20 protein-coding genes and 1 pseudogene are annotated in these 24,207 nt (G+C 59.4%); 8 read left to right on the forward strand and 13 right to left on the reverse strand.

The genetic code is table 11. From position 1 onward, the window contains the following. The first annotated feature begins 285 nt into the window (after window positions 1-285). Complete coding sequence (gene tspO, locus AC0IXS_RS23885) at window positions 286-726, forward strand: tryptophan-rich sensory protein TspO (RefSeq protein ID WP_057410202.1); 441 nt, start codon at window positions 286-288, stop codon at window positions 724-726. A 52-nt stretch (window positions 727-778) separates the two neighbouring features. Here tspO and AC0IXS_RS23890 read toward each other — a convergent pair whose 3' ends face one another. Both AC0IXS_RS23890 and AC0IXS_RS23895 read right to left on the reverse strand, forming a co-directional pair. Further along, window positions 779-1,405: a glutathione S-transferase family protein gene (locus AC0IXS_RS23890; protein WP_025994286.1), complete on the reverse strand. Its 627-nt coding sequence runs from the start codon at window positions 1,403-1,405 to the stop codon at window positions 779-781. A 152-nt stretch (window positions 1,406-1,557) separates the two neighbouring features. Further along, window positions 1,558-4,098, reverse strand: a complete 2,541-nt coding sequence (locus tag AC0IXS_RS23895) for a PAS domain-containing protein (RefSeq protein WP_471825864.1) — start codon at window positions 4,096-4,098, stop codon at window positions 1,558-1,560. Window positions 4,099-4,406: 308 nt separating this feature from the next. Here AC0IXS_RS23895 and AC0IXS_RS23900 point away from each other — a divergent pair. The 3 genes and pseudogenes from AC0IXS_RS23900 to AC0IXS_RS23910 all read left to right on the forward strand — a co-directional run. Further along, a pseudogene (locus AC0IXS_RS23900) lies at window positions 4,407-5,588 on the forward strand (methyl-accepting chemotaxis protein); the annotation flags it as partial. 42 nt (window positions 5,589-5,630) lie between these two features. Next, window positions 5,631-6,335 (forward strand): methyl-accepting chemotaxis protein, encoded by a 705-nt coding sequence (locus AC0IXS_RS23905; protein WP_407072012.1) that lies wholly within the window; start codon window positions 5,631-5,633, stop codon window positions 6,333-6,335. Between the two features lie 385 nt (window positions 6,336-6,720). Beyond that, window positions 6,721-7,668, forward strand: coding sequence for an IS110 family transposase (locus AC0IXS_RS23910; RefSeq protein ID WP_057409210.1), 948 nt, complete (start codon window positions 6,721-6,723; stop codon window positions 7,666-7,668). Between the two features lie 141 nt (window positions 7,669-7,809). On the opposite strand, the gene AC0IXS_RS23915 is transcribed toward AC0IXS_RS23910, so the two are convergent. Next, on the reverse strand, window positions 7,810-8,751 hold the full coding sequence (locus AC0IXS_RS23915; RefSeq protein WP_191955022.1) for a DMT family transporter: 942 nt from the start codon (window positions 8,749-8,751) through the stop codon (window positions 7,810-7,812). A gap of 74 nt (window positions 8,752-8,825) precedes the next feature. Between AC0IXS_RS23915 and AC0IXS_RS23920 the strand changes: the two genes are divergently transcribed. Beyond that, window positions 8,826-9,680: a LysR family transcriptional regulator gene (locus AC0IXS_RS23920; RefSeq protein WP_057410207.1), complete on the forward strand. Its 855-nt coding sequence runs from the start codon at window positions 8,826-8,828 to the stop codon at window positions 9,678-9,680. A gap of 12 nt (window positions 9,681-9,692) precedes the next feature. Here AC0IXS_RS23920 and AC0IXS_RS23925 read toward each other — a convergent pair whose 3' ends face one another. Both AC0IXS_RS23925 and AC0IXS_RS23930 read right to left on the reverse strand, forming a co-directional pair. After that, entirely contained in the window at window positions 9,693-11,867 is a 2,175-nt protein-coding gene (locus AC0IXS_RS23925; RefSeq protein ID WP_191955023.1) for an ATP-binding protein, read from the reverse strand. A 240-nt stretch (window positions 11,868-12,107) separates the two neighbouring features. Beyond that, window positions 12,108-13,124: a 1-aminocyclopropane-1-carboxylate deaminase gene (locus AC0IXS_RS23930; protein ID WP_004886659.1), complete on the reverse strand. Its 1,017-nt coding sequence runs from the start codon at window positions 13,122-13,124 to the stop codon at window positions 12,108-12,110. Between the two features lie 171 nt (window positions 13,125-13,295). On the opposite strand from AC0IXS_RS23930, the gene AC0IXS_RS23935 reads away from it, so the two are divergent. Together AC0IXS_RS23935 and AC0IXS_RS23940 are read left to right on the forward strand one after the other, a co-directional pair. Next, on the forward strand, window positions 13,296-13,802 hold the full coding sequence (locus AC0IXS_RS23935; protein WP_025994293.1) for an Lrp/AsnC family transcriptional regulator: 507 nt from the start codon (window positions 13,296-13,298) through the stop codon (window positions 13,800-13,802). Window positions 13,803-13,901: 99 nt separating this feature from the next. Beyond that, the gene (locus tag AC0IXS_RS23940; protein WP_043304790.1) at window positions 13,902-14,717 is read left to right on the forward strand and encodes an AraC family transcriptional regulator; all 816 of its coding nucleotides are present in this window, start codon (window positions 13,902-13,904) and stop codon (window positions 14,715-14,717) included. On the opposite strand, the gene AC0IXS_RS23945 is transcribed toward AC0IXS_RS23940, so the two are convergent. Continuing rightward, window positions 14,655-15,305 (reverse strand): LysE family translocator, encoded by a 651-nt coding sequence (locus AC0IXS_RS23945; RefSeq protein ID WP_025994294.1) that lies wholly within the window; start codon window positions 15,303-15,305, stop codon window positions 14,655-14,657. The genes AC0IXS_RS23940 and AC0IXS_RS23945 overlap by 63 nt on opposite strands. After that, a complete protein-coding gene (locus AC0IXS_RS23950; protein ID WP_057410209.1) occupies window positions 15,306-16,595 on the reverse strand; it encodes a hypothetical protein in 1,290 nt (429 codons plus the stop codon). It lies immediately after the preceding gene. 197 nt (window positions 16,596-16,792) lie between these two features. On the opposite strand from AC0IXS_RS23950, the gene AC0IXS_RS23955 reads away from it, so the two are divergent. After that, window positions 16,793-17,701 (forward strand): DUF808 domain-containing protein, encoded by a 909-nt coding sequence (locus AC0IXS_RS23955; protein ID WP_004886651.1) that lies wholly within the window; start codon window positions 16,793-16,795, stop codon window positions 17,699-17,701. Window positions 17,702-17,980: 279 nt separating this feature from the next. Here AC0IXS_RS23955 and AC0IXS_RS23960 read toward each other — a convergent pair whose 3' ends face one another. From AC0IXS_RS23960 to puuE, 6 genes are all read right to left on the reverse strand, one after another. Further along, window positions 17,981-18,766: an outer membrane protein OmpK gene (locus AC0IXS_RS23960; RefSeq protein ID WP_004888121.1), complete on the reverse strand. Its 786-nt coding sequence runs from the start codon at window positions 18,764-18,766 to the stop codon at window positions 17,981-17,983. A gap of 378 nt (window positions 18,767-19,144) precedes the next feature. Continuing rightward, window positions 19,145-20,428 carry a urate hydroxylase PuuD gene (locus tag AC0IXS_RS23965; RefSeq protein WP_471825870.1) on the reverse strand — a complete coding sequence of 428 codons (1,284 nt, stop codon included), beginning with the start codon at window positions 20,426-20,428 and terminating at the stop codon, window positions 19,145-19,147. A 28-nt stretch (window positions 20,429-20,456) separates the two neighbouring features. Then, window positions 20,457-20,981 carry an ureidoglycolate lyase gene (locus AC0IXS_RS23970; RefSeq protein ID WP_057410857.1) on the reverse strand — a complete coding sequence of 175 codons (525 nt, stop codon included), beginning with the start codon at window positions 20,979-20,981 and terminating at the stop codon, window positions 20,457-20,459. A 369-nt stretch (window positions 20,982-21,350) separates the two neighbouring features. Next, window positions 21,351-22,346, reverse strand: coding sequence for an allantoicase (gene alc, locus AC0IXS_RS23975; protein WP_471825872.1), 996 nt, complete (start codon window positions 22,344-22,346; stop codon window positions 21,351-21,353). A 16-nt stretch (window positions 22,347-22,362) separates the two neighbouring features. Then, window positions 22,363-22,902, reverse strand: a complete 540-nt coding sequence (gene uraD / locus AC0IXS_RS23980; protein ID WP_057410858.1) for a 2-oxo-4-hydroxy-4-carboxy-5-ureidoimidazoline decarboxylase — start codon at window positions 22,900-22,902, stop codon at window positions 22,363-22,365. Continuing rightward, window positions 22,899-23,828 carry an allantoinase PuuE gene (gene puuE, locus AC0IXS_RS23985; RefSeq protein WP_471825874.1) on the reverse strand — a complete coding sequence of 310 codons (930 nt, stop codon included), beginning with the start codon at window positions 23,826-23,828 and terminating at the stop codon, window positions 22,899-22,901. Before puuE ends, uraD begins: the two co-directional genes overlap by 4 nt. Window positions 23,829-24,207: the final 379 nt, after the last annotated feature.

A 24,207-nucleotide genomic window follows, 5' to 3' on the forward strand; every position in this document is an offset into this window, starting at 1 on the left:
ACACAGCGCTGTCTTGCAGCAAACACTGGGCCGTGGGAGGCGGCTTGCCGGCGATGCAGTCGACGCGGTGTATCAGGAAAACCGCGTCATCGTTCATCGCCGGCAAGCCGTCTCCCACAGTTCCGTGTTTGCTGTGCGACAGCGCCAGGTTGAAGACGTGGTGGGGCCTCCCACGGTCAGATCTCTGCTGCGTGAAACAACCTCACCGACATATTGAATTTCTGACACCGCAAGCGAGTCATTGATGGGTAAGCGCCAGACCTTTATCCCTCTCAAGGACCGACGATGACCTTCTTCATTTTTCTTCTCGCCTGCGCAGCCGCCGCGAGCACCGGCATCATCTTCAAGCCTGGGCAATGGTACGAGTCGCTGACCAAGCCGAGTTTCACGCCGCCGAACTGGCTGTTCCCGGTGGCCTGGACAACCATCTACCTGCTGCTGGCCTGGGCCGGTTATCGCCTGAGCCTGATGCCCGGAAGTCAGGAAGTGCTGGCGCTGTGGGCTGCACAGATTGCGTTGAACACGCTCTGGACGCCGGTATTCTTCGGTGCGCACAAGTTGTTGGCCGGGATGGTGATCATCACGCTGCTGTGGCTGGTTGTGGCAACCATGGTCGTCATGGCGCTCAGTCTGGATGTGATCACCGGACTGATGCTGTTTCCCTATCTGGTCTGGCTCTGCGTGGCGGCTGCGCTGAATTTCTCGATCCTGCGCAACAATCGCTGAGACCTGCTGAACAGTCACCAGGCGTCACAGGACGCCTGGCTGACTCGCCCCCTTATTTTGCGAACGAATACTCGCCGCCTTTTTCCAGCGCCGCGCGATAGGCCGGTCTGGCCTGGAATTTCTCGACCCAGGCCGCAAGGTTCGGGTAAGGCTGCAGCTTGCCACGGGCCTTGGCGAGTTCGCCGATGAAGCTCATCTGAATGTCGGCACCGGTCAGCTCTTCGCCCACCAGATAAGGCGTCAGGCCCAGCGTGTCGTTCAGATAACCGAGGTAGTTGGCGACTTCCGATTCGATACGCGGGTGCAGCGGCGCGCCTGCATCGCCCAGGCGTCCGACATACAGATCAAGCATGAGCGGCAGCATCGCCGAGCCTTCGGCGAAGTGCAGCCATTGCACGTACTCGTCATAAGTCGCACCGGCAGGGTCCGGTTGCAGACGGCCTTCGCCGTGGCGACGGATCAGGTAGTCGATGATGGCGGCGGACTCGATCACCACATGAGGGCCGTCCTGAATCACCGGCGACTTGCCCAGCGGATGAATCTCCTTGAGCTCAGGTGGCGCCAGGTTGGTCTTGGCATCACGCTCGTAACGCTTGATCTCGTAGGGCAGGCCCAGCTCTTCCAGCAGCCAGAGAATGCGTTGCGAGCGCGAGTTGTTGAGGTGGTGAACAGTGATCATGAGGGCTCCGCTGTGCAATAGGGTGTAAGGAGCAGACTGCTGGGTTATCGCAGAGTGCCCTGAAATGATGCTTGCTCGGCGACACGGTCTCCCAGGCGTCCGGCACAGGGCGGAACGAGCCAGTCCACGATGCCGAACATCCTGAAAGCGTTTTACGTGTCGATCAGTTCGCGCACTCTGGCTGCCAGTGTATCGATGGAAAAAGGCTTGGTGAGCACTTCCATTCCTGGCCCCAGACGGCCTCCGCCAATGACTGCGTTTTCGGCATAGCCCGTGATGAACAGGGTTTTCAGGTCCGGCCTTACTTCACGTCCCGCGTCGGCCATCTGCCGCCCGTTCATGCCGCCGGGCAGACCGACATCGGTAATGAGCAGGTCGATGTGCACATCGGACCGCAGTACTTTCAAGCCAGCGATACTGTCTCCTGCTTCGATCAGGCTGTAGTCCAGACCGCCCAGCACATCCATCAGCAACATACGCACGCTCGGTTCATCGTCCACGATCAGAATGGTTTCGCCGGACTGTGTCGGCGCTGCGGACGTGTTGTCGATCTCATCTGCCTGCTTGTCCGCGCTACCGTGGTAGCGGGGCAGGTAGATGCATATCGACGTGCCCAGCCCGACGGCCGAGCATATGCGCGCCTGACCACCGGACTGTCTGGCGAACCCGTAAATCATGGACAGGCCCAGGCCGGTGCCTTGACCGATGGGTTTGGTGGTGAAGAAGGGGTCGAATGCCTTGGCGATGATGTCCGGCGGCATGCCGGTGCCGGTGTCTGTCACGGTCAGCGACAGGTAGTCACCTTCCGACATCTCATGAGCCCGGGCCGTGTCAGGATCCATCCACACATTGGCGGTCTCGATGGTGATGCGTCCGCCGTTTGGCATGGCATCGCGGGCATTGATACAGAGGTTCAAGAGAGCGTTTTCAAGCTGGCTGGCATCGACCAGCGTCGGCCAGACATCGACTGCACCCACTGTCTCGACGGTAATGCTGGGCCCCACCGTACGCTGGATCAGCTCGCCCATGCCTTCCATCAGCATATTCACATCGGTGGGGCGCGGGTCCAGGGTCTGCCTGCGGGAAAATGCGAGCAGGCGGTGAGTCAGCGAGGCGGCTCGCCGGGCGGCGCCTTGCGCCGTCAGGATGTACTTTTCGGTTTCCTGCCATCGGCCCTGCGATGTTCTCAGCGCGATCAGTTCCAGAGCGCCCGAAATACCCGCCAGCAAATTGTTGAAGTCGTGGGCCAGGCCGCCGGTCAATTGCCCGACGGCTTCCATTTTCTGTGACTGGCGCAGTTTCTCTTCGGCCTGCATCAGCTCGACCGTTCGTTCTGCTACACGCTGCTCCAGGGTTTCATTGAGTGCGCGCAAGGCGGCGGTCGCGCGATCGCGTTCGGCTTCCACGGAGCGTCGTCCCTCGACGTCAATGACGACCCCGGGCAGGCTTAGCGCAGTGCCGTCTTCGGCGAGATCCACGCGTCCGTTCGCTTCGATCCAGTAATACTTTCCGTCGGCGCGGCGTACACGGTACTGGTGAGCGTAGGCGCCGCCTGTCTCGATGGCTTCGTCGATGGCGGCCTTCAGCCCGGCTCGGTCTTCGGGGTGCACCGAGCCGATCACCTGCTCCATTGTTAGACCTTCATACCCAAGCGCGGGGTCAAGGCCGAACGCACGCGAGAAGGCTTCATCGATGGTGAAACTGTCTCCCGGCACGTCCCAGTGCCAGGTGCCTATGATCGCGCCTGCCGCCAGGGCAAGCTGCACACGCTCGACGTTCTGCCGCGCGACGGCTTCGCTGATGCGCAGCCGGTCCTGAGCATTTCGCCGTTCGGTCACATCGCTGAAGATGATCGCGATTTGCCTGTCGACGGGGTCTCCGACGCTGACCGCGCGGACATCGAACCAGCGCTTGAACGCTTCGGCGTAGTTCTCGAAGGTTGCAGGTTCTCCGGTCTTGGCAACGTGTCCATACGTCTCGAACCAGAAGCGCTCCAGGTCCGGCGCAAACTCGGTGACCCATTTTCCGCGCAGGTTGACGCCTGCCTGGCGTTCGAATGCCGGGTTGGCTTCCACGAAACGGTAATCGATCGGTCGGTCATCGTCATCGAACTTCACTTCCACAATGGCGAACGCGGATTCGATGGTCTCAAGAATGGTTCTGAAGCGTTGTTCGCTCTGACGCAGTGCGGTCTCGGCCTTGCGCATTCCCGACATATCCAGCATCGCGCCGATCATGCGAACCGCCTGGCCTTCGGTATTGCGCAGGACATGGCCCCGATCAAGGACATCGGCGTAAGTACCGTCGTTGCGGCGGAAGCGGTACTCGTGCGACCACGCGGTATCGGTGCCGTCGATGACCTGATGAATCGACGCGTAGACGTGTGCACGTTCATCCGGATGGATCTGGGAAAGCCACCATTCTCCCGTCACGTCCACCGAGGCGAGCGGGTGCCCGTACGCGTCTTCAAGCGCGTCATTCCATAGCACCTGATTGGCTTGCAGATCCCAGTCCCAGATGGCATCGCTGGTCGCTTTGGCGGCCAGTCGATAACGTTCCTGAGTATGTTCGGCAGTCTTGCCCGCAAAGTTCCTGAGCCTGCCGTCGGGCGTCGACTCAAGACCTGCGTCCTCAATGACCCTGCGCAAGCGCGCGACTTCAGTCTCCAGCTCTTCATGAGTCAGATCTTTCAAGCTTTACACTCTCGTTTCGTAATAACGGCCTTTGCTCAAAAACTGGCGCTTTGAAAGGGCGTCGGCATTATCCGTACTTTATGTCATTAATCATATAATCGTGTGGGAGAGATTTGCAGGGCTACCGGTCATCTGAAAAAGGTTCGTCCTGATAAGTTAAATAAAACTTAATATTAGCTCGGGGCCTGTAAACAAAGGGCTGCACGTCATACCTATCAATTGATCAGTTATATCGATCAAGTTGGCCATCAAGTTAGCGAGTTGCGCGCCGATTCCTGTGCATTACGAAAAATCGAGGCACACAGGCTATGAGCGCTAAATGGTTGGACAATCTTAACGTCAGTAAAAAGCTCGCTCTGGGCTTTGCGGCGATTCTGCTGGGGGTGCTGACCGTTACGGCCATTGGTTACTCAAGCACCAATCTGTTGATCGAGCGCCTGGGCAAGAGCAGCAAGATCGCCGAAATCAAGGACGACGTCCTGAATGCACGTATTGCCGCGCAAGCCTATGCAACCGGGCCCACCGCTGCCGGTGTGCAGGTCTATGGCACTGCGCTGGACACCCTGAGTCGCAGCGTCGAACAGGGGCTGAATGTTTTCGTCGTGTCGAGCAACCTGCAGAAGCTGAAAAGCATCAAGGAGCAGGTCGGCGGTTTGAAGCAGACTTTCGATCAACTGGTCAGCATCAACCAGAAAGTCGATGACGCGCTCAAACCGCTGATCAAGGTGTCGGACGAGGTCAGTGCGACTTTCGAAAACCTGTTGCAGAAAACCATCGACGACACTTTGCGTGCGCCGAGCGAGACCGGTATCCAACAGGTCAAGATCGCCGGTGACCTGCGCAACGGCATGACCAATTTCCGTCTGATCTTTCGCCGTTACCTGAGCATTCCAACTGCCGACAACCGTCAGGCAACCTACAACGCCGCCGATGCATTGATCGCTCAAGTGGCCGCTGCACGCAGCCAGCTGCCGGTGGAAGCCAATGGCGCAGTAGACACCGCATTGAACGCCCTGAAGCAATACAAAGTGCTGATGGCGTCCATTTCCGAGATGCTGCAGCAGACCGATCAGATCCGCAGCACCCTGCAACAACAGTCCATCGCTACAGCGGCCAGTGCCGATGAGCTGGCGGCCACGCAGGTGGTCAGTGCCAAGCGTGAGCAGAATACGGCGGTGGTGCAGCTCTTGAGCGTAGCGCTGGTGGTGTTGCTGATCGGCGTCCTTGCGGCCTTTATCATCACCCGTCAGATCACGGTGCCGTTGAACGACACCGTGATTGCCGCTCGACGCATCGCTGAAGGCGACCTGACCCAAGACATAGCCACCACGCGTCAGGACGAGCTGGGTCTGCTGCAGAACGCCATGCAGCACATGACCGTCTCGCTGCGTGGGCTGATCGGAGGAATCGGCAACGGCATCACTCAGATCGCGACCGCTGCCGAAGAGCTTTCGGCGGGCAGCGAACAGACCAGCGCTGGCGTGGCCCAGCAGAAGAACGAAGTCGATCAGGTCGCCACGGCGATGAACGAGATGGCGTCGACTGTTCAGGAAGTCGCTCGCAACACCGAAGACGCCTCGAAGGCTGCGAAACAGGCGAGCGAACGTGCGGCTCATGGCAGCAGCGTGGTGCAGCACGCCACACGGGAAATCGGTCAACTGGCGGGAGAGGTCAAGGAACTGGGCCAGGCCATGCAGCGCCTGACCGAAGACAGCGGCAAGATCGGCAGCGTGATCGACGTGATCAAGGCGGTCGCCGAACAGACCAACCTGCTCGCGCTCAACGCCGCCATCGAAGCGGCACGTGCAGGCGAACAGGGTCGCGGCTTTGCCGTCGTGGCCGATGAAGTACGTTCGCTGGCGCAGCGCACCCAGAACTCCACCACCGAAATCGAAGCGCTGATTCAGGCGCTGCAGCAGGGCACCGGCGCAGCCGCAGGTCTGATGGACGCCAGCCTGCAACGCACCGAAGGCACCGTGGTGCTGGCGCGTCAGGCCGAGCAGGCACTGGTGGAAATCAACCAGTCGATCAGCACCATCGAGCAGATGAGCCAGCAGATTTCGGCATCTGCCGAACAGCAGAGCGCTGTGACCGAAGAGATCAACCGCAGCGTGCTCAGTGTCCGCGACATCGCCGATCAGTCGGCAGCGGCCACAGAGCAAAGTGCAGCCTCGACTGTGGAACTGGCCCGTCTGGGCAGTGACCTGCAGAACATGGTTGCGCGGTTTCGTATCTGAGGTCTGAAGAGCGGGCTTGCGGCGAGATCGCAAGCCCCCTCTTATCAAACAACCTGTAAGCCACTGAAGGAACTGGATTTTGTGGGAGCGGACCGGGCGGCGTTCCGTTTGTCCGCGAAGGTGCGGTGCGGCCGATGAAGGTTCAGCGACTGAAATGCAGCATTCGCGGACAAGTCCGCTTGTATGGTAGGACTTGAAGGGAGGAGGAGGGACTCAGTTCGCTTCTGACTGTTTGCGCAGTACAGACCTGTGGGAGATTTCACCCCTCCTCCTTTCACCCAAGCGCCGATAAAGAATGCTTATGGCTCGCGACCTACGATAGAAACAAGCCTGCGCCTCTGGGTGGTCCCTTCAAGTTCTCAAACCTTATCCCGGAGATTGCGCCATGGCAATGCTGGTTGCCCAGACTAAACCTGTCGTCGGAGTAGACGTCGCCAAAAATGAGCTGGTGATCTATCAGGACCAGTCCGACCGACTTGAAGCGATTCCCAACACCAAGGCGTCTATCAGCAAGTGGTTGCGTACCTTGGCTGGAACGGTGTCAATCGCTGTCGAAGCCACCAATACCTACCACGTACTGTTCGCCGACATGGCTTATGAGGCCGGCTGCACCATCTATATGATCGATGGTTACCAACTGAGCCATTACCGAAAAGGCGTCAATGTACGCGCCAAGACGGATGCGCTGGACGCTCGTTTGCTTGCCCGATATTTGAAGAAAGAGGCTGACGAGCTGCACCCTTGGGTACCGCCGTGCCCGCTTTATCGTCAGTTGCTGAGCCTGTTTCGTCGTCGTGCGGCGTTGGTCCAGGCGCGTACCGGACTGGTTCAGAGCTGGTCCAATGAGCCCCTGTTGAAAACAGCGTTCGCGGCGCAGATCAATTCGATGAAGCGCCTTGAAGCGCTGGTCGAGAAGAAGATCAAGGATGTCCTGCAGCGAGCCGAGTTGATGGGACAGGTCAGTCGTTGCATGAAAGTAGAAGGTATCGGCTTTCTGACGGCGGCCCGGCTGGTCACTACTTTTCAGCGAGGCGAATTCAGCAACGCCAACGCCTTCATCGCCTTTTTAGGCCTGGACCTCAGGGTGTCCAAATCCGGACAAAGTGACGGGCCGCGCCGCCTGACCAAGCGTGGCGATCCGGAAGCCCGTCGGCTGCTTCATAACGCGGCCATGTCTGGCAGCCGTACAGCCGCGTGGAAGCCGTTTTATGAAGAGCAGAGAAAGCGTGGCTTCAGCACCACTCAAGCCTTGGTCATGCTGGCAAGGAAGATGGCTCGAGTCGTATTCGCCCTGTTAAAAACCCAGAGCGAATATCAATCAAAGGCGGCTTGAGGGGTTTCCCAAAACCATAGAATCTCCCACGACGCCCGGTGTTTGCTGCGCGACAGCGCTACGTCGAAGAAGTGGTGGCGCCTCCCACAGTCCTGTGTTCGCTTTGATACAGCACTGTGCCAAGGATAAAGGGCGGGACATCTACCCGGCCGCTTCAGCCTTGCGCCTCTCAGCCCTGACCACTACCCATATACCCAGCCCCGACACCAGCATGCCTGACGCCATCTGCCAGGACAGTGGTTCGTCGAACATCATCCAGGCCAGCAGCATGGTCACTGGCGGGCTGAGGTACAGGACGCTCGCGACCCGGGTTTCGGAAGCCCGGCGCAGGCAGACCCAGTAAAGCCCGTAGCCACCCAAAGTGGACAAACCTGCAGTCCACGCCACGCTCAGTGCAAACCCTGTGCTGGGTATCGGCGCCAGTCCGCCTTGTACGCCTTCGATAACGGCGAAGACGATGCCGGACACGCAACATTGCAGCCACAGATTCGGCAGTAGCTCCATGGTCTGCGAAGCGGTCAACCGTTTGCGCCAGAGCGTCGCCACCGCCAGTGACAGCATGCCCAGCAATGGCAGGCCATAAGCCCATAACGGCGCTTTACCCCAGGCCAATGCGCCTTGTGTTGCAATCACTACGCCCAGCAGACCGATGGCCAGTCCGACCCAGACTCCCCAGGCCAGTCGCTGGCCCAGAAACAGCGCTGCCAGCAGCGCCATTCCGATGGGCAGCAGATCTGCAAACAGCGCCGCGAGCCCGGCCGGAACGCCCAGCGCAATGCCCTGTGTGATGCCCGCCAGATAGCCCGTCATGGCCAGTAGGCCGATGCCTGCGTTTTTCAGCAACACGGCAGGCGAGGTCTTCTGCAACTGCCGGAATACGAAGGGCAGAAGAATCAGGCAGACCAGCACGCAGCGCCAGAACACCACCAACAACGGCGGGGCGTAATCGATCGAGAAGCGGGCACCAATGAATCCGGAACTCCACGTCAGGATCAGTCCCGCTTCGAGCAGCGGCAACGGAATGGATCGCCGACCATCAGGTCGCAGGGTTTCACTGTGTTTTATCGATAGGTGCTGGTTCATGCCCACAGACTACGAAACAGGCGTAATCTAATAAATCAAAATAAACTACATCATTTGTTCACGAAGATTGAATCATGACGCCGACGCTCGATATCGAACTGATCAGAACCTTTCATGCCGTTGCCCGGATCGGCAAATTCTCGGCTGCAGCTGATCAACTGCATAAAAGCCCAGCTGCTGTGAGCGTGCATGTCCAGCGTCTTGAGGCCGTCGCAGGCGGTCGCTTGCTCAATCGCGACAACCAGTCGGTTTCTCTCACTGCGCTGGGCAAACGGCTGTTGTTGTCCACGACCGAGCTTCTGGCGACTCACGACCGGGTGCTCGCCGACCTTCACGGCACCCGTCTGGCCGGACGCATCACCTTGGGCGTACCGGATGAATACGCCACTCATGTCATCCGCGACATCCTGCCGACGTTCATCGCAGCCTGGCCCAATGTGGTGCTGGAACTGAAAACCGCACCCAGCTACGCCCTGCGCGAGCAGGTACAGCGCGGCAAGCTTCAGGCGGCTGTGTTGGCGTTGCCCAAGGGCGAGGCGAGCGACGATGCGCAGATGCTGGTATCGACTCGCCCGGTGTGGGTTGGGCCGCAAGGTCAGTCCCTGCACACGTCAGACGTGCTTCCGCTGGCCGTGCATGCGGCGCAATGTCCGTATCGGCAAGCGATGCTCGAGTCACTCGGTCAATGTGGTCGCAAGGTGCGTATCGTGCTGGAAAGTCCTTCCAATCAGGCCGTCAAGGCCTGCGTGGAAGCAGGGCTGGGAATCAGTCTGATCGACCGTTCCCGGGTCACGGAGGGCATGCAGATACTGGAAGGGCTGCCCGAGATCGCCGAGCATGACGTGGTGTTTCTGAGGTCGCCGGGCTCGCGGATGGATGAAGCTGTGGACCTCCTGGGCAATGCCATGCGTCAGTCTTTCCGGCTTTAGCGAGGCATGCTCTCAAGCACTGCCCTGGACAAGATTCGCCAGACGCGAAGCAATGTCCTGACGGCGGAAGGGCTTGGCCAGAATCTCGAAATCATCCGTCGGCACAGGTTTGGCGTTGGTGTAGCCGGTGATGATGAGAATCGGCAGGTCATTGATGCGCTGGCGTATCTGCCGCGCCAGTTGAACGCCGGTGATGTCGGCCATGACGTAATCGGTGACCAGCACATCGGGCCTCAGGCCTGCGTCAAACAGGTCCAGCGCCACTGCGGCGGAGGGTGCTTCGGTAACCTGATAACCCAGATCCTGCAAAAGGTGCGCGGTGCTGTCCCTGACCAGGTCTTCGTCATCGACCAGCAGCACATGGACGGAACCCTTGAGCAGCGGAGCCTCCAGCGCCCTGGATTCTGCCTGCATGACCGGACTGCTGGCCACTGGGAGCCAGAGCGTCACTTCGGTGCCCTGACCGGGTTTGGAGCGAATGTCGAACTCGCCGCCCGATTGCAATGCCAGCCCCTGGACCATCGACAGGCCCAACCCGGTGCCTTTGCCCACGCCCTTGGTGGAATAGAAAGGCTCCACGCAATGCTTGAGGGTGTCTTCGCTCATGCCGCAGCCGTTGTCGCTGACAGTCAGCCGCACATGATTGCCGGTCCTGGTTTTCAGCGAATCGGCCCGCGCGCTGATCTTCACCCGGCCACCTTCTTCCAGTGCGTCACGCGCGTTGACCGTCAGGTTGAGGATCGCCAGTTCCAATTGGTGCGGGTCCACAAACACTGCCGGCAGACTATCGGGAATATTGACTTCGACGACGATCATCGGCCCCAGCGAGCGCTCGATCAGGTCTTTCAGTTCTGCGACCAGGCATTCAAGCCTGATCGCCTCCGGCACGAGCGTCTGGCGCCGCGCAAACGTCAGCAGCCTGCCGACCAGCGTGCGGGCGCGGTCGGCCGCCAGCATGGCGCTGTCGAGCAGCTTCGTGGAGCGTGGGTCTTCCACCCGGCGGCGAACCAGTTCCAGCGACGCCATGATCGGTGTCAGCAAATTGTTGAAGTCGTGCGCAACCCCGCCACTGAGCTGACCGACCATCTCCATCTTGCGAGACTCATGCAATTGGGCGAGGGCTTTCTCGCGCTGGGCGAGCATGGTCACGACGCGCTGTTCCAGGCTTTCGTTCAGGTCACGCAGTGTGCGTTCGGCGCGCGCCTGATTGATCCACAGCCAGGCTTGCTTCGCGGCTTCCTGGGCAAGATCCCGTTCGTGATCGCCGAAGGTACTCGTGATCGACGGCTGGATGGTCAGCACCGCCCCGAGTTTTCCGTGCAGCACCACTGGCACGTAGATCGTGCAAGGCGGTTCGCTGACGGTGTAGCGCGCCATCCTCGTATTGGCAGGAATGATCGGGCTGGCTGCGATTTCATGCAGCACGGCGCGGTCGGCGCGCAGGTCCGCTGACATGCTGTCCGTCCATTCGGGCAGGTGCCGGATCTCGGACGATGAATCATTCGGGTCCGCCGGCAGTGTCTTCAGGTGAGAGCCGTCGTCGTCAATCCCGATAAGTGCGATGTGCTGAACCGCCAGTTCACCCCTGAGGCGGTTCAGCACATGGCGCTCGATGGCGCAGGGATCGGAGGTGGAGGGCAATGTTCGGCCCAGCTCGATCAGGAACGCCTGACGCCGTTCGAATTGCACGCGCTCGGTGGTTTCCGTAACGATGCACAGCACGCCACCAATCGAACCGTCAGCCTCGCGAACCGCAGAGTAGGACACATTGAAGTAAACGGTTTCTCCGGCACCGAAGCGCTTTATATAGAACGGACGGTCCTTGGCCGAGAATGTTTTTCCCGTGTCACGAACACCCTGCAGCAGCGGTTCAAGGTCATCCCAGAGCTCGCCCCAGTTCTCGATGGCAGGACGGCCCAGCGCGCCGGGGTGTTTATCGCCAATGCTTGGCGCATACGCGTCGTTGTACAGCGCGATGAACTGCGGCCCCCAGAACACCACGATCTGTGCGTGCACCGGCAGGGCGGTGGCGATCAGATTCTTGAGGCAGTCGGACCATTGCGAGGGATGCCCCAGAGGCGACTGATTCATCACCGCCGTTTGCAGAAGCGCACCGATCTCTGCGCCCTTTTCGGGAAAGCACAGTGCTTCAGCGTTGTTTGACTGGGGTGAGTTGAGGTTATCCATCGACCTTGACGCTCTGGTAAATAGGCTGAGCTTGCGCGGTTAGAGCGTACAAGTGCGCCGAGCGTTCACTGGTTAGTTGAATTTTAGCGGTCGATGTTGCGGATCGGGTCGGAACTGATAGTTACTGTAAGCAAAGAACAGGTGTATTCAGCCCTGGACACTTCCATATGAGTGTATCGAATGAAAAACCCGCGATATTCGCGGGCTTTCGATAGCGTCACAAACGCTCGCAGGCGGTCTTCAACCATCCTTGAACAGAAAGCTGTAGGCGTTCAGCGCCGGGACGCCGCCCAAGTGGGCGTAAAGGACCTTCGAGCCTTCGGGGAATTCGCCATTGCGGACCATGTCGATCATGCCGTGCATGGATTTGCCTTCATAGACCGGGTCGGTCAGCACGCCTTCAAGGCGCGCGCACAGGCGGATGGCTTCGAGCGTGCCGTCGTTGGGCAGGCCGTATTCGGGGTAAGCGTACCGGGTGTCGAGCACGACGTCGTCGGCAGTGATCTCACGGCCCAGCTCGACCAGTTTCGCGGTGTTCTGGGCGATGCGCAGCACCTGTTCACGGGTCTTGTCCGGCTTGGCCGAGGCGTCGATACCGATGACCCGCTGCGAGCGTCCGTCGGCGGCAAAGCCCACCAGCATGCCCGCGTGGGTGCTGCCAGTCACCGAGCAGACCACGATGTAGTCGAACTTGAAGCCCAGTTCTTCTTCCTGCTGACGCACTTCATCGGCAAAGCGTACGAACCCCAGGCCGCCGAATGGGTGCTCCGAGCAGCCCGCCGGAATCGGGAAGGGCTTGCCGCCGCTCTCGACCACATCGGCCATGGCCTTTTCCCAGCTTGGGCGGATACCGATGTCGAAACCTGCCGAATCCAGACGTACATCGGCGCCCATGATGCGGGACATCTCGATGTTGCCGACCCGGTCGTACAGCGCATCGGAATAATTGACCCAGTTTTCCTGAACCAGTACGCACTTCATGCCCAGATGCGCTGCCACGGCCGCGACCTGACGGGTCTGGTTGGACTGGATGCCGCCAATCGACACCAGCGTGTCGTAGCCGCCCTCGATGGCTTCAGGCACCAGATATTCCAGCTTGCGCGTCTTGTTACCGCCAAACGCCAGCCCGCTGTTGCAGTCCTCTCGCTTGGCATACAGCTCGACCTTGCCACCCAGGTGTTCGCTCAGGCGTTTGAGTGGTGTGATGGGCGAGGGGCCGAATGTCAGAGGGTAGCGCTTGAACTTGCTCAGGTTCATATCGAGTCTCCGTTGAGAGGTGAGGCCAGGCATGAGGGGTAAACGCTGTGCCTGAAACAGGTCCTATCATAGGAAATAGCTGGATAATCGTGGTTGCAAAGAATTGTTCAATCACCGAATTAGCGTTAGTGTCGGCCTAGCAAAACTTTTATTTATTTCGTGGAAAGACACATGAAAGCAATAAATGAAACCGGCAAAACGCTCACGCCAGAGAAGACGCCGCCGCTGGACCGGATTGACCGCACCATTCTCAAGACCCTGCAGGTCGATGCCTCCATCTCCAACGTGGCGCTGGCGGAAAAGGTCAGGCTCAGCCCGCCGGCTTGTCTGCGGCGCGTGGAGCGGCTCAAGGAAAGTGGTGTTATCAAAGGTGTGGTGGCGCTGCTGAACGGTGAGGTGCTGGATGCAGGGATGGTGGTGCTGATCGGCGTGGTGCTGGATCGCTCGACGCCGGACTCGTTTGCGCAGTTCGAAGCGGCGGCGCAGAAGGTGTCCGGGTGCATGGAATTTCACGTCGTCACCGGCGAGTTCGACTACTTCATGCTGCTGCGCACCAGGGACAGCCAGAGCTTCAACCGCCTGCATGCCGAGCAGTTGCTGTATTTGCCGGGCGTGCGGCAGATCCGTTCGTTCATGGGATTGCGTCAGGTATTGTCGACGACCCACATTCCACTCTGAGGCCCGGGCATGGCACGCATTGCCTGTTCAGGGGGGCGCTGATAATCTCGCCCACTTGCGCAGGGACTGGACATCGCGTGCCGTTCAAGGAATGAAAACATGACGCCGATCATCGAAGCCTTATCGAAACAACCCTTTGCAGAATGCTCGCTGGTGTCGGCCCACGACGCCGAGTTTCCTCGCCACACCCATGAAGAATATGTGATCAGCGCCAACCTCTCGGGCAGCGAACGGATCTGGTATGACGGTCGATCACAGGACGTGCAGCCGGGGCAGGTCACGCTCTACAACCCCATGACGGTCCAGTCTTCCCTGTTCGACTCGACAGGCGCACGCTTCATCAGCGTCCATCTCGACGCGGGACACGTCGCGTCGGTGTTCGGCGAGGTGCAGGGGCCACTGTTCGATGAAGGCGCGCTGAAGGACGATGCCCTGTTCAAGGCCATTGTCACGCTGCACGCAGCCAATGATCCTTCGCGGCGCGAAGAAGCGCCCTACGAATTGCTGGCCGAGCTTTCCAGGTTTCGCGGCGAGGCCCCGGTGATCGTGGAGCCCGATATGGCCGCCAGGGTCGTGGAATACATGCAGGACAACCTGTACGAAGACATTGATCTGCAGGACATCAGTGCCATGGCGGGCATCTCGAAGTTCCACCTGGTGCGCAGCTTCAAGATGACCAGGTCCCTGGCGCCGATGCAGTTCCTGAAACAGCTCAGACTGATCGAAGTGCGCAAACGGCTGCGTCGGGGCGATGCAGCGGCCCGGGTCGCAACCGAGTTGTACTTCTACGACCAGGGCCACATGTGCAATTCGTTTCGCAAGGTGATGGGCATTTCACCGATGCGCTACGCCTCAATGCTCAAAGACGGGCTGCGGGCTGACAAACTCCATGTAGCCGGAAACCACAACGTATAACGTGAAATAGGCGAAGATCAGCGCCGATGCGATGTAGGTCCATCTCAGCATCTTCTCGCCCAGCAGTTGCCCGCCGTGGTAGGCCAGGCCGCACAGCACCAGCGTCCAGAAGACCCCGGCGCTGAAAAAGCCCGAGAGGAAGAGGATCGAACTGTTCATGTCGACGCCCTGTTTGGCGATGATCGCGCCACCGACTGCGGCGAACCACAGGATTGCGCTGGGTGACGACATGGCCAGCACGATTCCCTTGGAGAACAGCGCGAAGTTGGTGCGACCCCACTGCGTTTGCGAACCACTGACGCCGGCCTTCACCCGTATGGCGCTGGCGACCATCTTGAAGCACAGGTAGGCCAGTACCGCCGAACCGCCCAGCCACAGTGCCCAGCGCACTGCCTCGTACTGCAGCAACACCGCCATGCCTGCCAAGGCAAGAATCGCATAGACCATGTCGCCGATGCAGGTCCCGAAACCGAGCCACACACCTTGTCTGAAGCCGCGCTGCATCGACAGGGTGATCATGGCCATGTTGGCCAGGCCGATCTCCAGGCACAGCGACAGACTCAGTAAAAAACCGTTGTAAAACTCCACTTACTTGCTCTCCAGCAGGGACTGTTCATAAAAAAGGGATGTTTCGCTCAGCGACAGTCCGAACAACACATCTGTGTTTCTGGCGTGATGCACACCATAGGTTCGCAGGAAACGCTCGAAGGTTTCCAGATTGTCGGACATGACCGCATCAAGCAACGTTTTGGCGATGCGCATCATGGCGGCCGGAAAGGCTGCGCAATCAATGTGGATCCTGCCTGGCGCAATCACCGACAGCACGCCTGCGTCTTCAAGCATTTTCAGCTGCGCGTACGCGGCGCCTGCATCTGGAAACTGTTCCGGGCCGCGCCGCAGGTAGCGGAACAGCTCCAGAACATAGAACCGCACCATTCTGTCAGATTCCAGTTCAAGACAGTCGGCGACATCGGGCGTGAGGGCGAGCAGGAAACCGAACACGTCAGCCACTGCCTCCTGAGCGACCATCGAGCCCCAGCGATCATGACGACTCAGGCGACGGTAATCGGTGGAGGGCAAGACGATGGAATGCCCCAGATCGTGGCCCCGGAACCAGCTCATCATGTAGCGCTCGATGTCCTGAGCTGCAGGGAGGTCATCATCGGTCCAGCCAAAGATGACTTTTTGCTCCAGCGAAATCTGCTGGTAGAGACTCAGGTAGGTGTTGGCGAAGACAACGGTTCGTTTGACGGGCGAGTATTTGATGCCCTGATCTTCGGGCATGAAATAGGCGAAATGTTTGGGGAACGTGTCGGCCTCGCCGCCGATGGCAATCAGATCGATGATTTTGTACGAGCAGGCAGGTAGCTGTTGGAGCTCGGCGCCGAGCTGCCGGGAAAGCCTTGCGACGCTGCTGTCGAGGTAATGATCGACGATGTTCGAGACCGCCTGAAGCCTCAGGTTTGGCGTACCGAAGAACGCCGAAAAACCGGTCTCCCGGGATTTTCCCAACCAGGTCGACAAAGGGCCGACGTAGCTCACCAGTTCCTGCTCATCGAGCCCTGCCAGTTGGGCTCCGGTGTCCTTTATCCAGACCGAGCCCATCAAGCCCTCGGCGATCAGGCCCATCGCTTCACGGGACGCTTCGTCTGCCAGTTGCCCTGACGCCGTCGCCAGATGGTTGGCAATCGTCACCAGAATAGTCTGCACCAGCATCGAATCCTTCTCGCCTGCGCGCTCCAGTTCGCGAATCAGGTTGGCCTGCCGCACCAGTTGGCTCAATGCGCTGGTCAGCGTGGGGGAAAAGTTTTCAGGCTTCTCGAGCCGAACGGCCCGGATGATGTGTTGTTGTCGTTTGGGCCAGAAAATGCTGTTCATGATCGCTCCCTGTCAAGAACGGCAATCAGAACAGTCGGGACATGGCGGGGTATTGGAAATAATTGCTGTAAGGCACCAGACTTGAGGGCACGCGACCAAACGTTCCCGCACGCTGCGAGTCAGAGTGATGTGACTGACTGTAGCCTGTGATTCAATACGCGCCGTTTTGTTTTTCTATTTGCTCAAGGACTTTGATTTTGGCTGCTGGAAGCTTGCTTACCCTGCTTGACGATATTGCCACCCTGCTGGATGACGTGGCGCTGGCTACCAAAAAAACCGCAGGTGTGCTGGGTGATGATCTGGCGCTCAATGCGCAACAGGTGACTGGCGTGTCGGCCGACCGCGAATTGCCGGTGGTCTGGGCGGTTGCCAAGGGTTCATTGCTCAACAAGGCGATTCTGGTGCCTGCTGCGCTACTGATCAGCGCCTTCGCCCCTTGGGCGATCCTGCCGCTGTTGATGATCGGCGGTGCGTTTCTGTGCTTCGAAGGCTTTGAGAAAATCGCGCACAAATGGCTGCACAAGGAGGGCGCCGACGAACACGAACAGCGCAAACAGGCCACGACCGATGCGTCGGTGGACATGGTGGCGTTCGAGAAAGAGCGGATCAAAGGCGCGATTCGTACTGACTTCATCCTTTCGGCGGAAATCATCGTGCTGGCACTGGGTGTGGTGGCGGCGCGGCCGTTCATGGATCAGGTCGGCGTGCTGGTTATCGTGGCGGTGCTGATCACCGTCGGCGTCTACGGTCTGGTGGCCGGCATCGTGAAGCTGGATGACCTGGGTCTGTATCTGAAGAAGAGCGCCAGTTCGTTCGCACAGAAACTCGGCGCTGGCCTGCTGTGGCTGGCACCGGTGTTGATGAAACTGCTGTCGATCCTCGGCACGGCGGCCATGTTCATGGTCGGCGGCGGGATCCTGGTCCACGGCCTGCCATTCGCCCACCACTGGGTGGAAGGCGTGACGGCAAGCGCCGCGGGTGCGGTGGGTGGATTGTCAGTGATCATTCCAACGCTGATCGACGCCGTTGCAGGCATCATTGCCGGTGCTGTACTGGTAGTGATCGTCACGTTCGCGGGCAAGGCGTGGAAGGCTGCGCGGGCGTAGCACTGATCAATCCCATGCCCACGCAGAGCGTGGGCATGATCAGTGTAGGCGGACTTGTATTGATCGTTCCCATGCTCCGCGCTCATCGTTATACACAAGTCCGTCTCGACACTGATCGTGCCCATCGCTCCGCGTGGGCATGCCTCCCGTGACGCTCCGCGTCACAAATGGCACAGACTGGGGATTCAGTAAGCCGAGCGCATGACGTGGATAACGCTCGGGCTTGACCACGCATCGAAGCCACATTCAAAAGCGGACGCGCCGCGTCCCGGCGGGTTATCAGAAGAACACTTTCACCAGCAGGCTCGCGGTGTTCTGGTCGGTGTCGAACGAGCCGGTGTCCTTGATGCCGTATTTGTTGGTCCAGTAGTCATACTCGATACCGACGTACAACTGCCGCTCCGGGTAGTTGAGTGCCTTGCCCAGGTCGTATTTGATCTGTGGGTTGAAGTGCAGGTTGGAGTGGTAAGTGCCGCGCGACGTCTCGTCGTTATCGACCACCCAGTCCATGAAGCCGTCGATCAACACATCCGATTTGCCCACTGGAATGGTGTACGACCACACCGGCGTGATCTGCCATACGCCATCGCCCGGACGATTGCCTTCGGTGTGGCGCTGGTAGAAGTTGAGCTGGAAGTAATCGAAGCCCGGGATCTTCAGGTCGAACGCAGGACCGATCAGGTAGGACTCGTTATCGCCTTCGCCAAATTCATAAGTGGCGGCCAGCAGCACATCGGTGATAGGTCCGAACTCGAACTTCTGTCCGAAGATCTTGCCCATCGACAGGCGCGGTGAGATTTCGCCGTAGTAGGTGTTATCGCCCGCGTTCGCATCTTTCTTGCCGTTGTAGAAGATCTTGTCGACGAATAGAAAGTTGTCGCCGTATTTCCAGCTGTCCGCATGTTCAAAGGTGAAGGTCTGTTGTATCTCCGGGTTGACGGTAAAGTCCCGTCCATTCAGATAGGTCAGGCTGTTGCTCTGCCACTGGAAGATATCCCCGGCCATGGCGGGTGCAGCGGCCAGCAGACTGCTGGCCAGTAACACGCTGGAAAGTGTGCGGTTCATTCGGTGTATCCCTTGAGTAAGATCATGATCGAGCAGACCGGCGCTCTGAGTGGCACCTTGTCCGGGGGTGTAATAATTTGTCTGTTTGGTCAACTTCCACTAGTTAGCAAGAGCTGCGCCAATCGCCGAAAAAAAGCCGACGTAATACGAAAACCGCCACTTTGACGTCGGTTTTGGTTGTTTTCTGGAATGCCAGACGCTGGAATGCACAGCCTGCTGGCAGGGATGTGCATCGAATTGGATAAAGCAGGCCGTTATCGGCCTGTTTTGCAGCGGCGGCGGAGGATACTGGCTCGCGCCATCCCGCTCAAGTGCTCCAGCGCAGGGCGGCTGGAGCGAAAACGGGGCGGCCGTCGCGCAGAGGGCCGCCCGAGTGAATCAATCCAGCTTCGCACCCTGATCGATCCAGGCGCCGACCAGGTCGCGCTCCTGTTGGGTCATCTGCGTGATGTTGCCCAGCGGCATGATCGGTGAGCTGACGGCCTGGGCCTTGATTCGTTGCGCCTGCTGCTGAATCTGCTGCGGCGTATCGAACATCACCCCGGCAGGTGCGACGCTGAACAACTGGCTGGTGGGGCTGGCCGAGTGGCAGACAGTGCAGCGTTGCCGGATCACGTCGTGGACCTGACTGAAACCTGCACCCGCAACCTTGGCTGGTTCCGGCTGGGCGGGTGCTGCGACCGGTTCAGGCGGCTTCTCATCGGCGCGATGCCCACCCACGGCCGTTCCGGGCAACGGTTGGTAGACAATCTTCGTCGCCTGCGGCGGTTGCGCGGGGCCGGTGACGTACGCCAGGCAAAGCATGCCCAGCGCGGCCACCGGCAGTGTCCAGGCGAAGCGATGGCTGTCATGGCGGGTATTGAAATAATGGCGTACCAGCACCGCCAGCAGGGCGATGCCCGCCAGAATCAGCCAGTTGTATTCACTGCCGTAAGTGCTCGGAAAGTGGTTGCTGATCATGATGAACAGCACGGGCAGGGTGAAGTAGTTGTTGTGCCGTGAACGCAGCAGCCCTTTGGCCGGCAGGCTCGGGTCCGGCGTGCGGTTTTCGGCGATGGCGGCGACCAGCGCACGTTGCGCCGGCATGATGATGCTGAACACGTTGCCGACCATGATGGTGCCCATGATCGCTCCGACATGCAGGTACGCGCCGCGGCCGCTGAACACCTTGCTGAACCCGTAGGCTGCCGCGACCAGCAGAATGAACAGAATCAGGCCCAGCAGGGCAGGGCGCTTGCCCAGTGCCGAGTCGCACAGAAAACTGTAGATGAACCAGCCGACGAACAACGAACCCAGCCCGATGTGCACGCCTTCCGCGCCCGACAGGCTGCTGCCCGGTGCCAGCAGGTACAACGTCGGATTGGCGTAAAACACCACGCACAAAAGAGCTACGCCCGACAGCCAGGTCGAATAGGCTTCCCATTTGAACCAGTGCAGGTTCTCCGGCATGGTCGGCGGGGCGAGCTTGTACTTTTCCAGGTGATAGATGCCACCCCCATGGATGGCCCACAGATCACCCGAAAGCCCGCCACGCGGGTTCTTGCGGTTGAGGTTGTTTTCCAGCCAGACGAAGTAGAACGATGCGCCAATCCAGGCAACGCCCACAATCATGTGAATCCAGCGTATGCCCAGATTCAGCCATTCCATCAAATGTGCAGCCACGGTGCTTACCTAAATACCTGTCACCACTTCACGGGTGCTCAGGCCCTTCCTGGGAGTCGGGATCGAGCACCAGCAACTGGTGCTCTGCAAAGTAATGCTCATCGCAGTTATTGCCGGTTCCACTGCGATCAACCACCAGGAAATCATCCCGCTTTTCGATCGTCAGCACCGGATGGTGCCAGACGCCGCGATGGTAATTGATACCCTGCCTGCCGTTGGAGACGAAGGCACGGGTCAGCTCTGAATCAGGTGCATCGCCAAGTGGCGCGACCACGATCAGAAACGGGTTGCCGAGCAGCGGTATGAACGCCTGACTGCCCTGCGGATGACGCTCCAGCATGGTGATGGTCAACGGCATCGGCAGCGCCTCGGCGCGGAAGATGCTGATGATCGCCTTGTCGTCCGGCTGCGCGGTCTCAACCTCCGCCAGACGATGAAAGCGCATGGTCGAACCGTTGTTGATCATGAAGTGATCGCTGCCATCGGTTTCGATCACGTCACCGAACGGCGCGAAGGCTTCCTTGGTCAACGGCTCGATTATCAGTTTGCGCATGCGGGTTCTTCTGTTCTCAATGTGATGATCCGTTCCCACGCTCTGCGTGATAACACCGCTTCATAATGTGACGCAGAGCGTCACCGCCTGAATGCACACGCCAGGTGCACACGTCTTGCTGCAGCCGCCTCTTATCAAACTACCTGTAACTTGCTGAAGAAACGCGATTTTTTTGTAGGAGCGCGCTTGCCCGCGATTGCGTCTTGTCAGCCACTGATTTTCTGTCTGTAAGAACCTATCGTCGGATTGCCGCCCAGACCAAGCGCGCTCCTACGGTCCGTGTTTGATGCGCGACAGCGCTACGTCGAAGACGTAGTGGGGCCTCCCACAAGGTATGCATTCAATCGGGCACTCTCTCAACGCTGAAGCTTACCGCGACACTTTGCCCAGCAAACGCAACCGGCTGACGCCGCCATCCGGGAACACGTTCAGGCGGATGTGGGTGATCGGTCCGATGGCTTTGACCTGCTCGGCAAATTCGTGCTCGGCGTGCATGGTCAGTTTCTGGCTGGGCAGCAGTTCGCGCCAGAACAGACTCTGGGTTTCGATCTGGCTGTCGGTGCCGCCCTTCACGAACGCACCCTGGATCGAGCAGCTGTCCGGGTAGTTGCCTTTGAAGTGCAGGGTGTCGACGATGACTTTCTCGACTTCGCCCGGATGCCCCAGCGCGACGATCACCCAGTCATTGCCCGGCGTGCGGCGGCGGGCGGTTTCCCAGCCGTCACCCATGTTCACGCCACGGCCCGGATTGAGAATGTTGCTCATGCTGCCGTAGTGCTCGTCCGAGCAGGCAATCGAACGACCGCCATTGAGCGCTGCCACCAGATCGATCTGCTCGCCGTCACCGACTGTGGTCCAGTCGCGATGCGGCACGCCATGCACGCGCAGGCGTGCCACGCCGCCGTCCGGGTAGATGTTGAAGCGCAAGTGGCTGAAAGGTTGGTCGTGGTTGATTTCGTGGTAGTGGTGGCTGTTGCCTTTCAGCTCGACCGACGGCAACACTTCGGTCCATGCGGTGTTTTCGTCGGGCTCACCCGAAGCCAGAAAGCAGGCTTCCAGCGAGGCGGACGGCGGGAAGTTGCCGGTGAAGAACGAGGTGTCGATGTCCACGCCCTTTATGGTGCCCGCCACGCCCAGGCGAATGACCGCGCTGTCGTAACCTTCAAAGCGTTTGCGGCGCGATTCCCAGCCGTCCATCCACTTGCCGTTGTCGTCGAACACGCCTTCCTTCCAGACCGCAGGCGTCGGCTGGAACAGGCGGTTGGCATCGGCGAACCAGTCGTCGGTCACGGACAGAACCTTCGTGCCCAGACGCGCGTCAGCCAGGTTCACGAACTTCTCGAACGGTGCGGCGTAAACTTTCATGCTTCTTGTCTGCCTTCTAAACGTTGGATGAGCGCGGCGCCTGAAGCGCCTGCAAACGGAACAGTGCGATTTTATTGATCTCGGCCAGGGCGCAAGCGAACTCGGTCTCCGGCGAGTGGTGGAGACGTTGTTCGAACGCCGTCAGTATCTTGTGCCTGTCGCTGCCCTTGACCGCCATGATGAACGGAAAGCCGAAGCGGGCCTTGTAAGCCTCATTCAACTCGGTGAAGCGCTGAAACTCTTCCGGCGTGCAGAGGTGGATGCCTGCGCCTGCCTGTTCATTGCTGCTGGCCTCGGTCAATTCGCCCTGAACGGCGGCCTTGCCCGCCAGGTCCGGGTGGGCGTTGATCAGTGCCAGTTGTTGCGTCTGCGTGGCGCCAAGCAGGATATCGCTCATGCGCGCATGCAGGCTTTCAATCTGATCCAGCGCCGCCAGCGTCCCTTGGTCGTAAGCCTGCTGCGCGACCCAGGGGGAATGTTCGTAAATATCGCCGAAGGCGGCGATGAACGCGTCGCGGCTCATTGTCGACGGGGCAAAACCTGAAAAGTCGGTCATTGCGTCGCCGCGGCCGTGAACGGATGCTCGGCGTGCCAGTGACGGGCGATGTCGACGCGGCGCGTGAACCACACCTGCTCATGGCCTTTGACGTATTCGATGAACCGTTTGAGTGCGGCAAGGCGGGCAGGGCGGCCGATCAGGCGGCAGTGCAGACCGATGGAGAGCATTTTCGGTGCCTCTTCACCTTCGGCATACAGCACGTCGAACGCATCCTTGAGGTACTGGAAGAACTGTTCACCGTTGTTGAAACCCTGCACCTGCGTGAAGCGCATGTCGTTGGTGTCCAGCGTGTAAGGAATCACCAGATGCGGCTTGCCGGTCGGGTTGTTCGGTTCCCAGTACGGCAGATCGTCGTCGTAGGTGTCGCAGTCGTAGAGAAAGCCACCTTCCTCCATCACCAGCCGCCGGGTGTTCGGGCCGGTGCGCCCGGTGTACCAGCCCAGCGGACGTTCGCCGCTGAGTTCGGTGAGGATACGGATCGCCTGGCGCATGTGTTCGCGCTCCTGGGCCTCGTCCATGTTCTGGTAATCGATCCAGCGATAGCCGTGGCTGCAGATCTCGTGGCCATCGGCGACCATGGCGCGGATCACGTCCGGATGACGCTGCGCGGCCATCGCCACGGCAAAGATCGTCAACGGGATATCGAATTGTTTGAACAGCTTGAGAATGCGCCACACGCCCGCGCGGCTGCCGTATTCGTAGAGCGATTCCATGCTCATGTTGCGCTGGCCCTGCAGCGGTTGCGCGGCGACCATTTCGGAGAGAAACGCTTCGGACTCCTTGTCGCCATGCAGGATATTGCGCTCGCCGCCTTCCTCGTAGTTCAGCACGAACGACAGCGCGATACGCGCATTGCCCGGCCAGCGAGGGTGAGGCGGGTTGTTTCCATATCCGATCAGGTCGCGGGGGTAGTCGGCGCTCACTGCTGGCTTCCTTATTGGCGATAGACGTGAAATCAGGTCGGGTGCGGGTAAAGGCAGGGCGTCCGCAGCGCAAGGATTGTATACAATTTATTTTTGAAATTGTAACCTCGCTCCCTGTCATCAATCGCGATGACAACGGCACGAAGCGTCTACACGATCAGCACAAGCAAGAAACCTGCCTGACTGGTCAGCTTAATTGGAAAAACCTGATTGATTTCCTTCGCTTCACTGAAATCGGCGCAATCCGGCCGGATCGGGGCGTTCAGAGCCCGGTGGTTTCAGGCCCGGCGTGTACAGGATTTTCGAAAAGTGACTTAATCGCTGGCAACAGCGCCACGACGAGCACCCTGTTGGTGCAGCTTCGTCGCAATCATCTCGG

Source organism: Pseudomonas sp. AC016, assembly GCF_979253365.1.

Excerpts from the sequence above, each read along its gene's own strand:
- AC0IXS_RS23930 (WP_004886659.1), bottom strand. The coding sequence starts at position 13,124 with ATGAACCTGAGCAAGTTCAAGCGCTACCCTCTGACATTCGGCCCCTCG.
- AC0IXS_RS23960 (WP_004888121.1), bottom strand. The coding sequence starts at position 18,766 with ATGAACCGCACACTTTCCAGCGTGTTACTGGCCAGCAGTCTGCTGGCC.
- AC0IXS_RS23940 (WP_043304790.1), top strand. The coding sequence starts at position 13,902 with ATGACGCCGATCATCGAAGCCTTATCGAAACAACCCTTTGCAGAATGC.
- AC0IXS_RS23905 (WP_407072012.1), top strand. The coding sequence starts at position 5,631 with ATGGCGTCGACTGTTCAGGAAGTCGCTCGCAACACCGAAGACGCCTCG.
- AC0IXS_RS23970 (WP_057410857.1), bottom strand. The coding sequence starts at position 20,981 with ATGCGCAAACTGATAATCGAGCCGTTGACCAAGGAAGCCTTCGCGCCG.
- AC0IXS_RS23890 (WP_025994286.1), bottom strand. The coding sequence starts at position 1,405 with ATGATCACTGTTCACCACCTCAACAACTCGCGCTCGCAACGCATTCTC.
- AC0IXS_RS23910 (WP_057409210.1), top strand. The coding sequence starts at position 6,721 with ATGGCAATGCTGGTTGCCCAGACTAAACCTGTCGTCGGAGTAGACGTC.
- AC0IXS_RS23915 (WP_191955022.1), bottom strand. The coding sequence starts at position 8,751 with ATGAACCAGCACCTATCGATAAAACACAGTGAAACCCTGCGACCTGAT.
- tspO (WP_057410202.1), top strand. The coding sequence starts at position 286 with ATGACCTTCTTCATTTTTCTTCTCGCCTGCGCAGCCGCCGCGAGCACC.
- AC0IXS_RS23920 (WP_057410207.1), top strand. The coding sequence starts at position 8,826 with ATGACGCCGACGCTCGATATCGAACTGATCAGAACCTTTCATGCCGTT.
- AC0IXS_RS23935 (WP_025994293.1), top strand. The coding sequence starts at position 13,296 with ATGAAAGCAATAAATGAAACCGGCAAAACGCTCACGCCAGAGAAGACG.
- AC0IXS_RS23925 (WP_191955023.1), bottom strand. The coding sequence starts at position 11,867 with ATGGATAACCTCAACTCACCCCAGTCAAACAACGCTGAAGCACTGTGC.
- alc (WP_471825872.1), bottom strand. The coding sequence starts at position 22,346 with ATGAAAGTTTACGCCGCACCGTTCGAGAAGTTCGTGAACCTGGCTGAC.
- AC0IXS_RS23950 (WP_057410209.1), bottom strand. The coding sequence starts at position 16,595 with ATGAACAGCATTTTCTGGCCCAAACGACAACAACACATCATCCGGGCC.
- uraD (WP_057410858.1), bottom strand. The coding sequence starts at position 22,902 with ATGACCGACTTTTCAGGTTTTGCCCCGTCGACAATGAGCCGCGACGCG.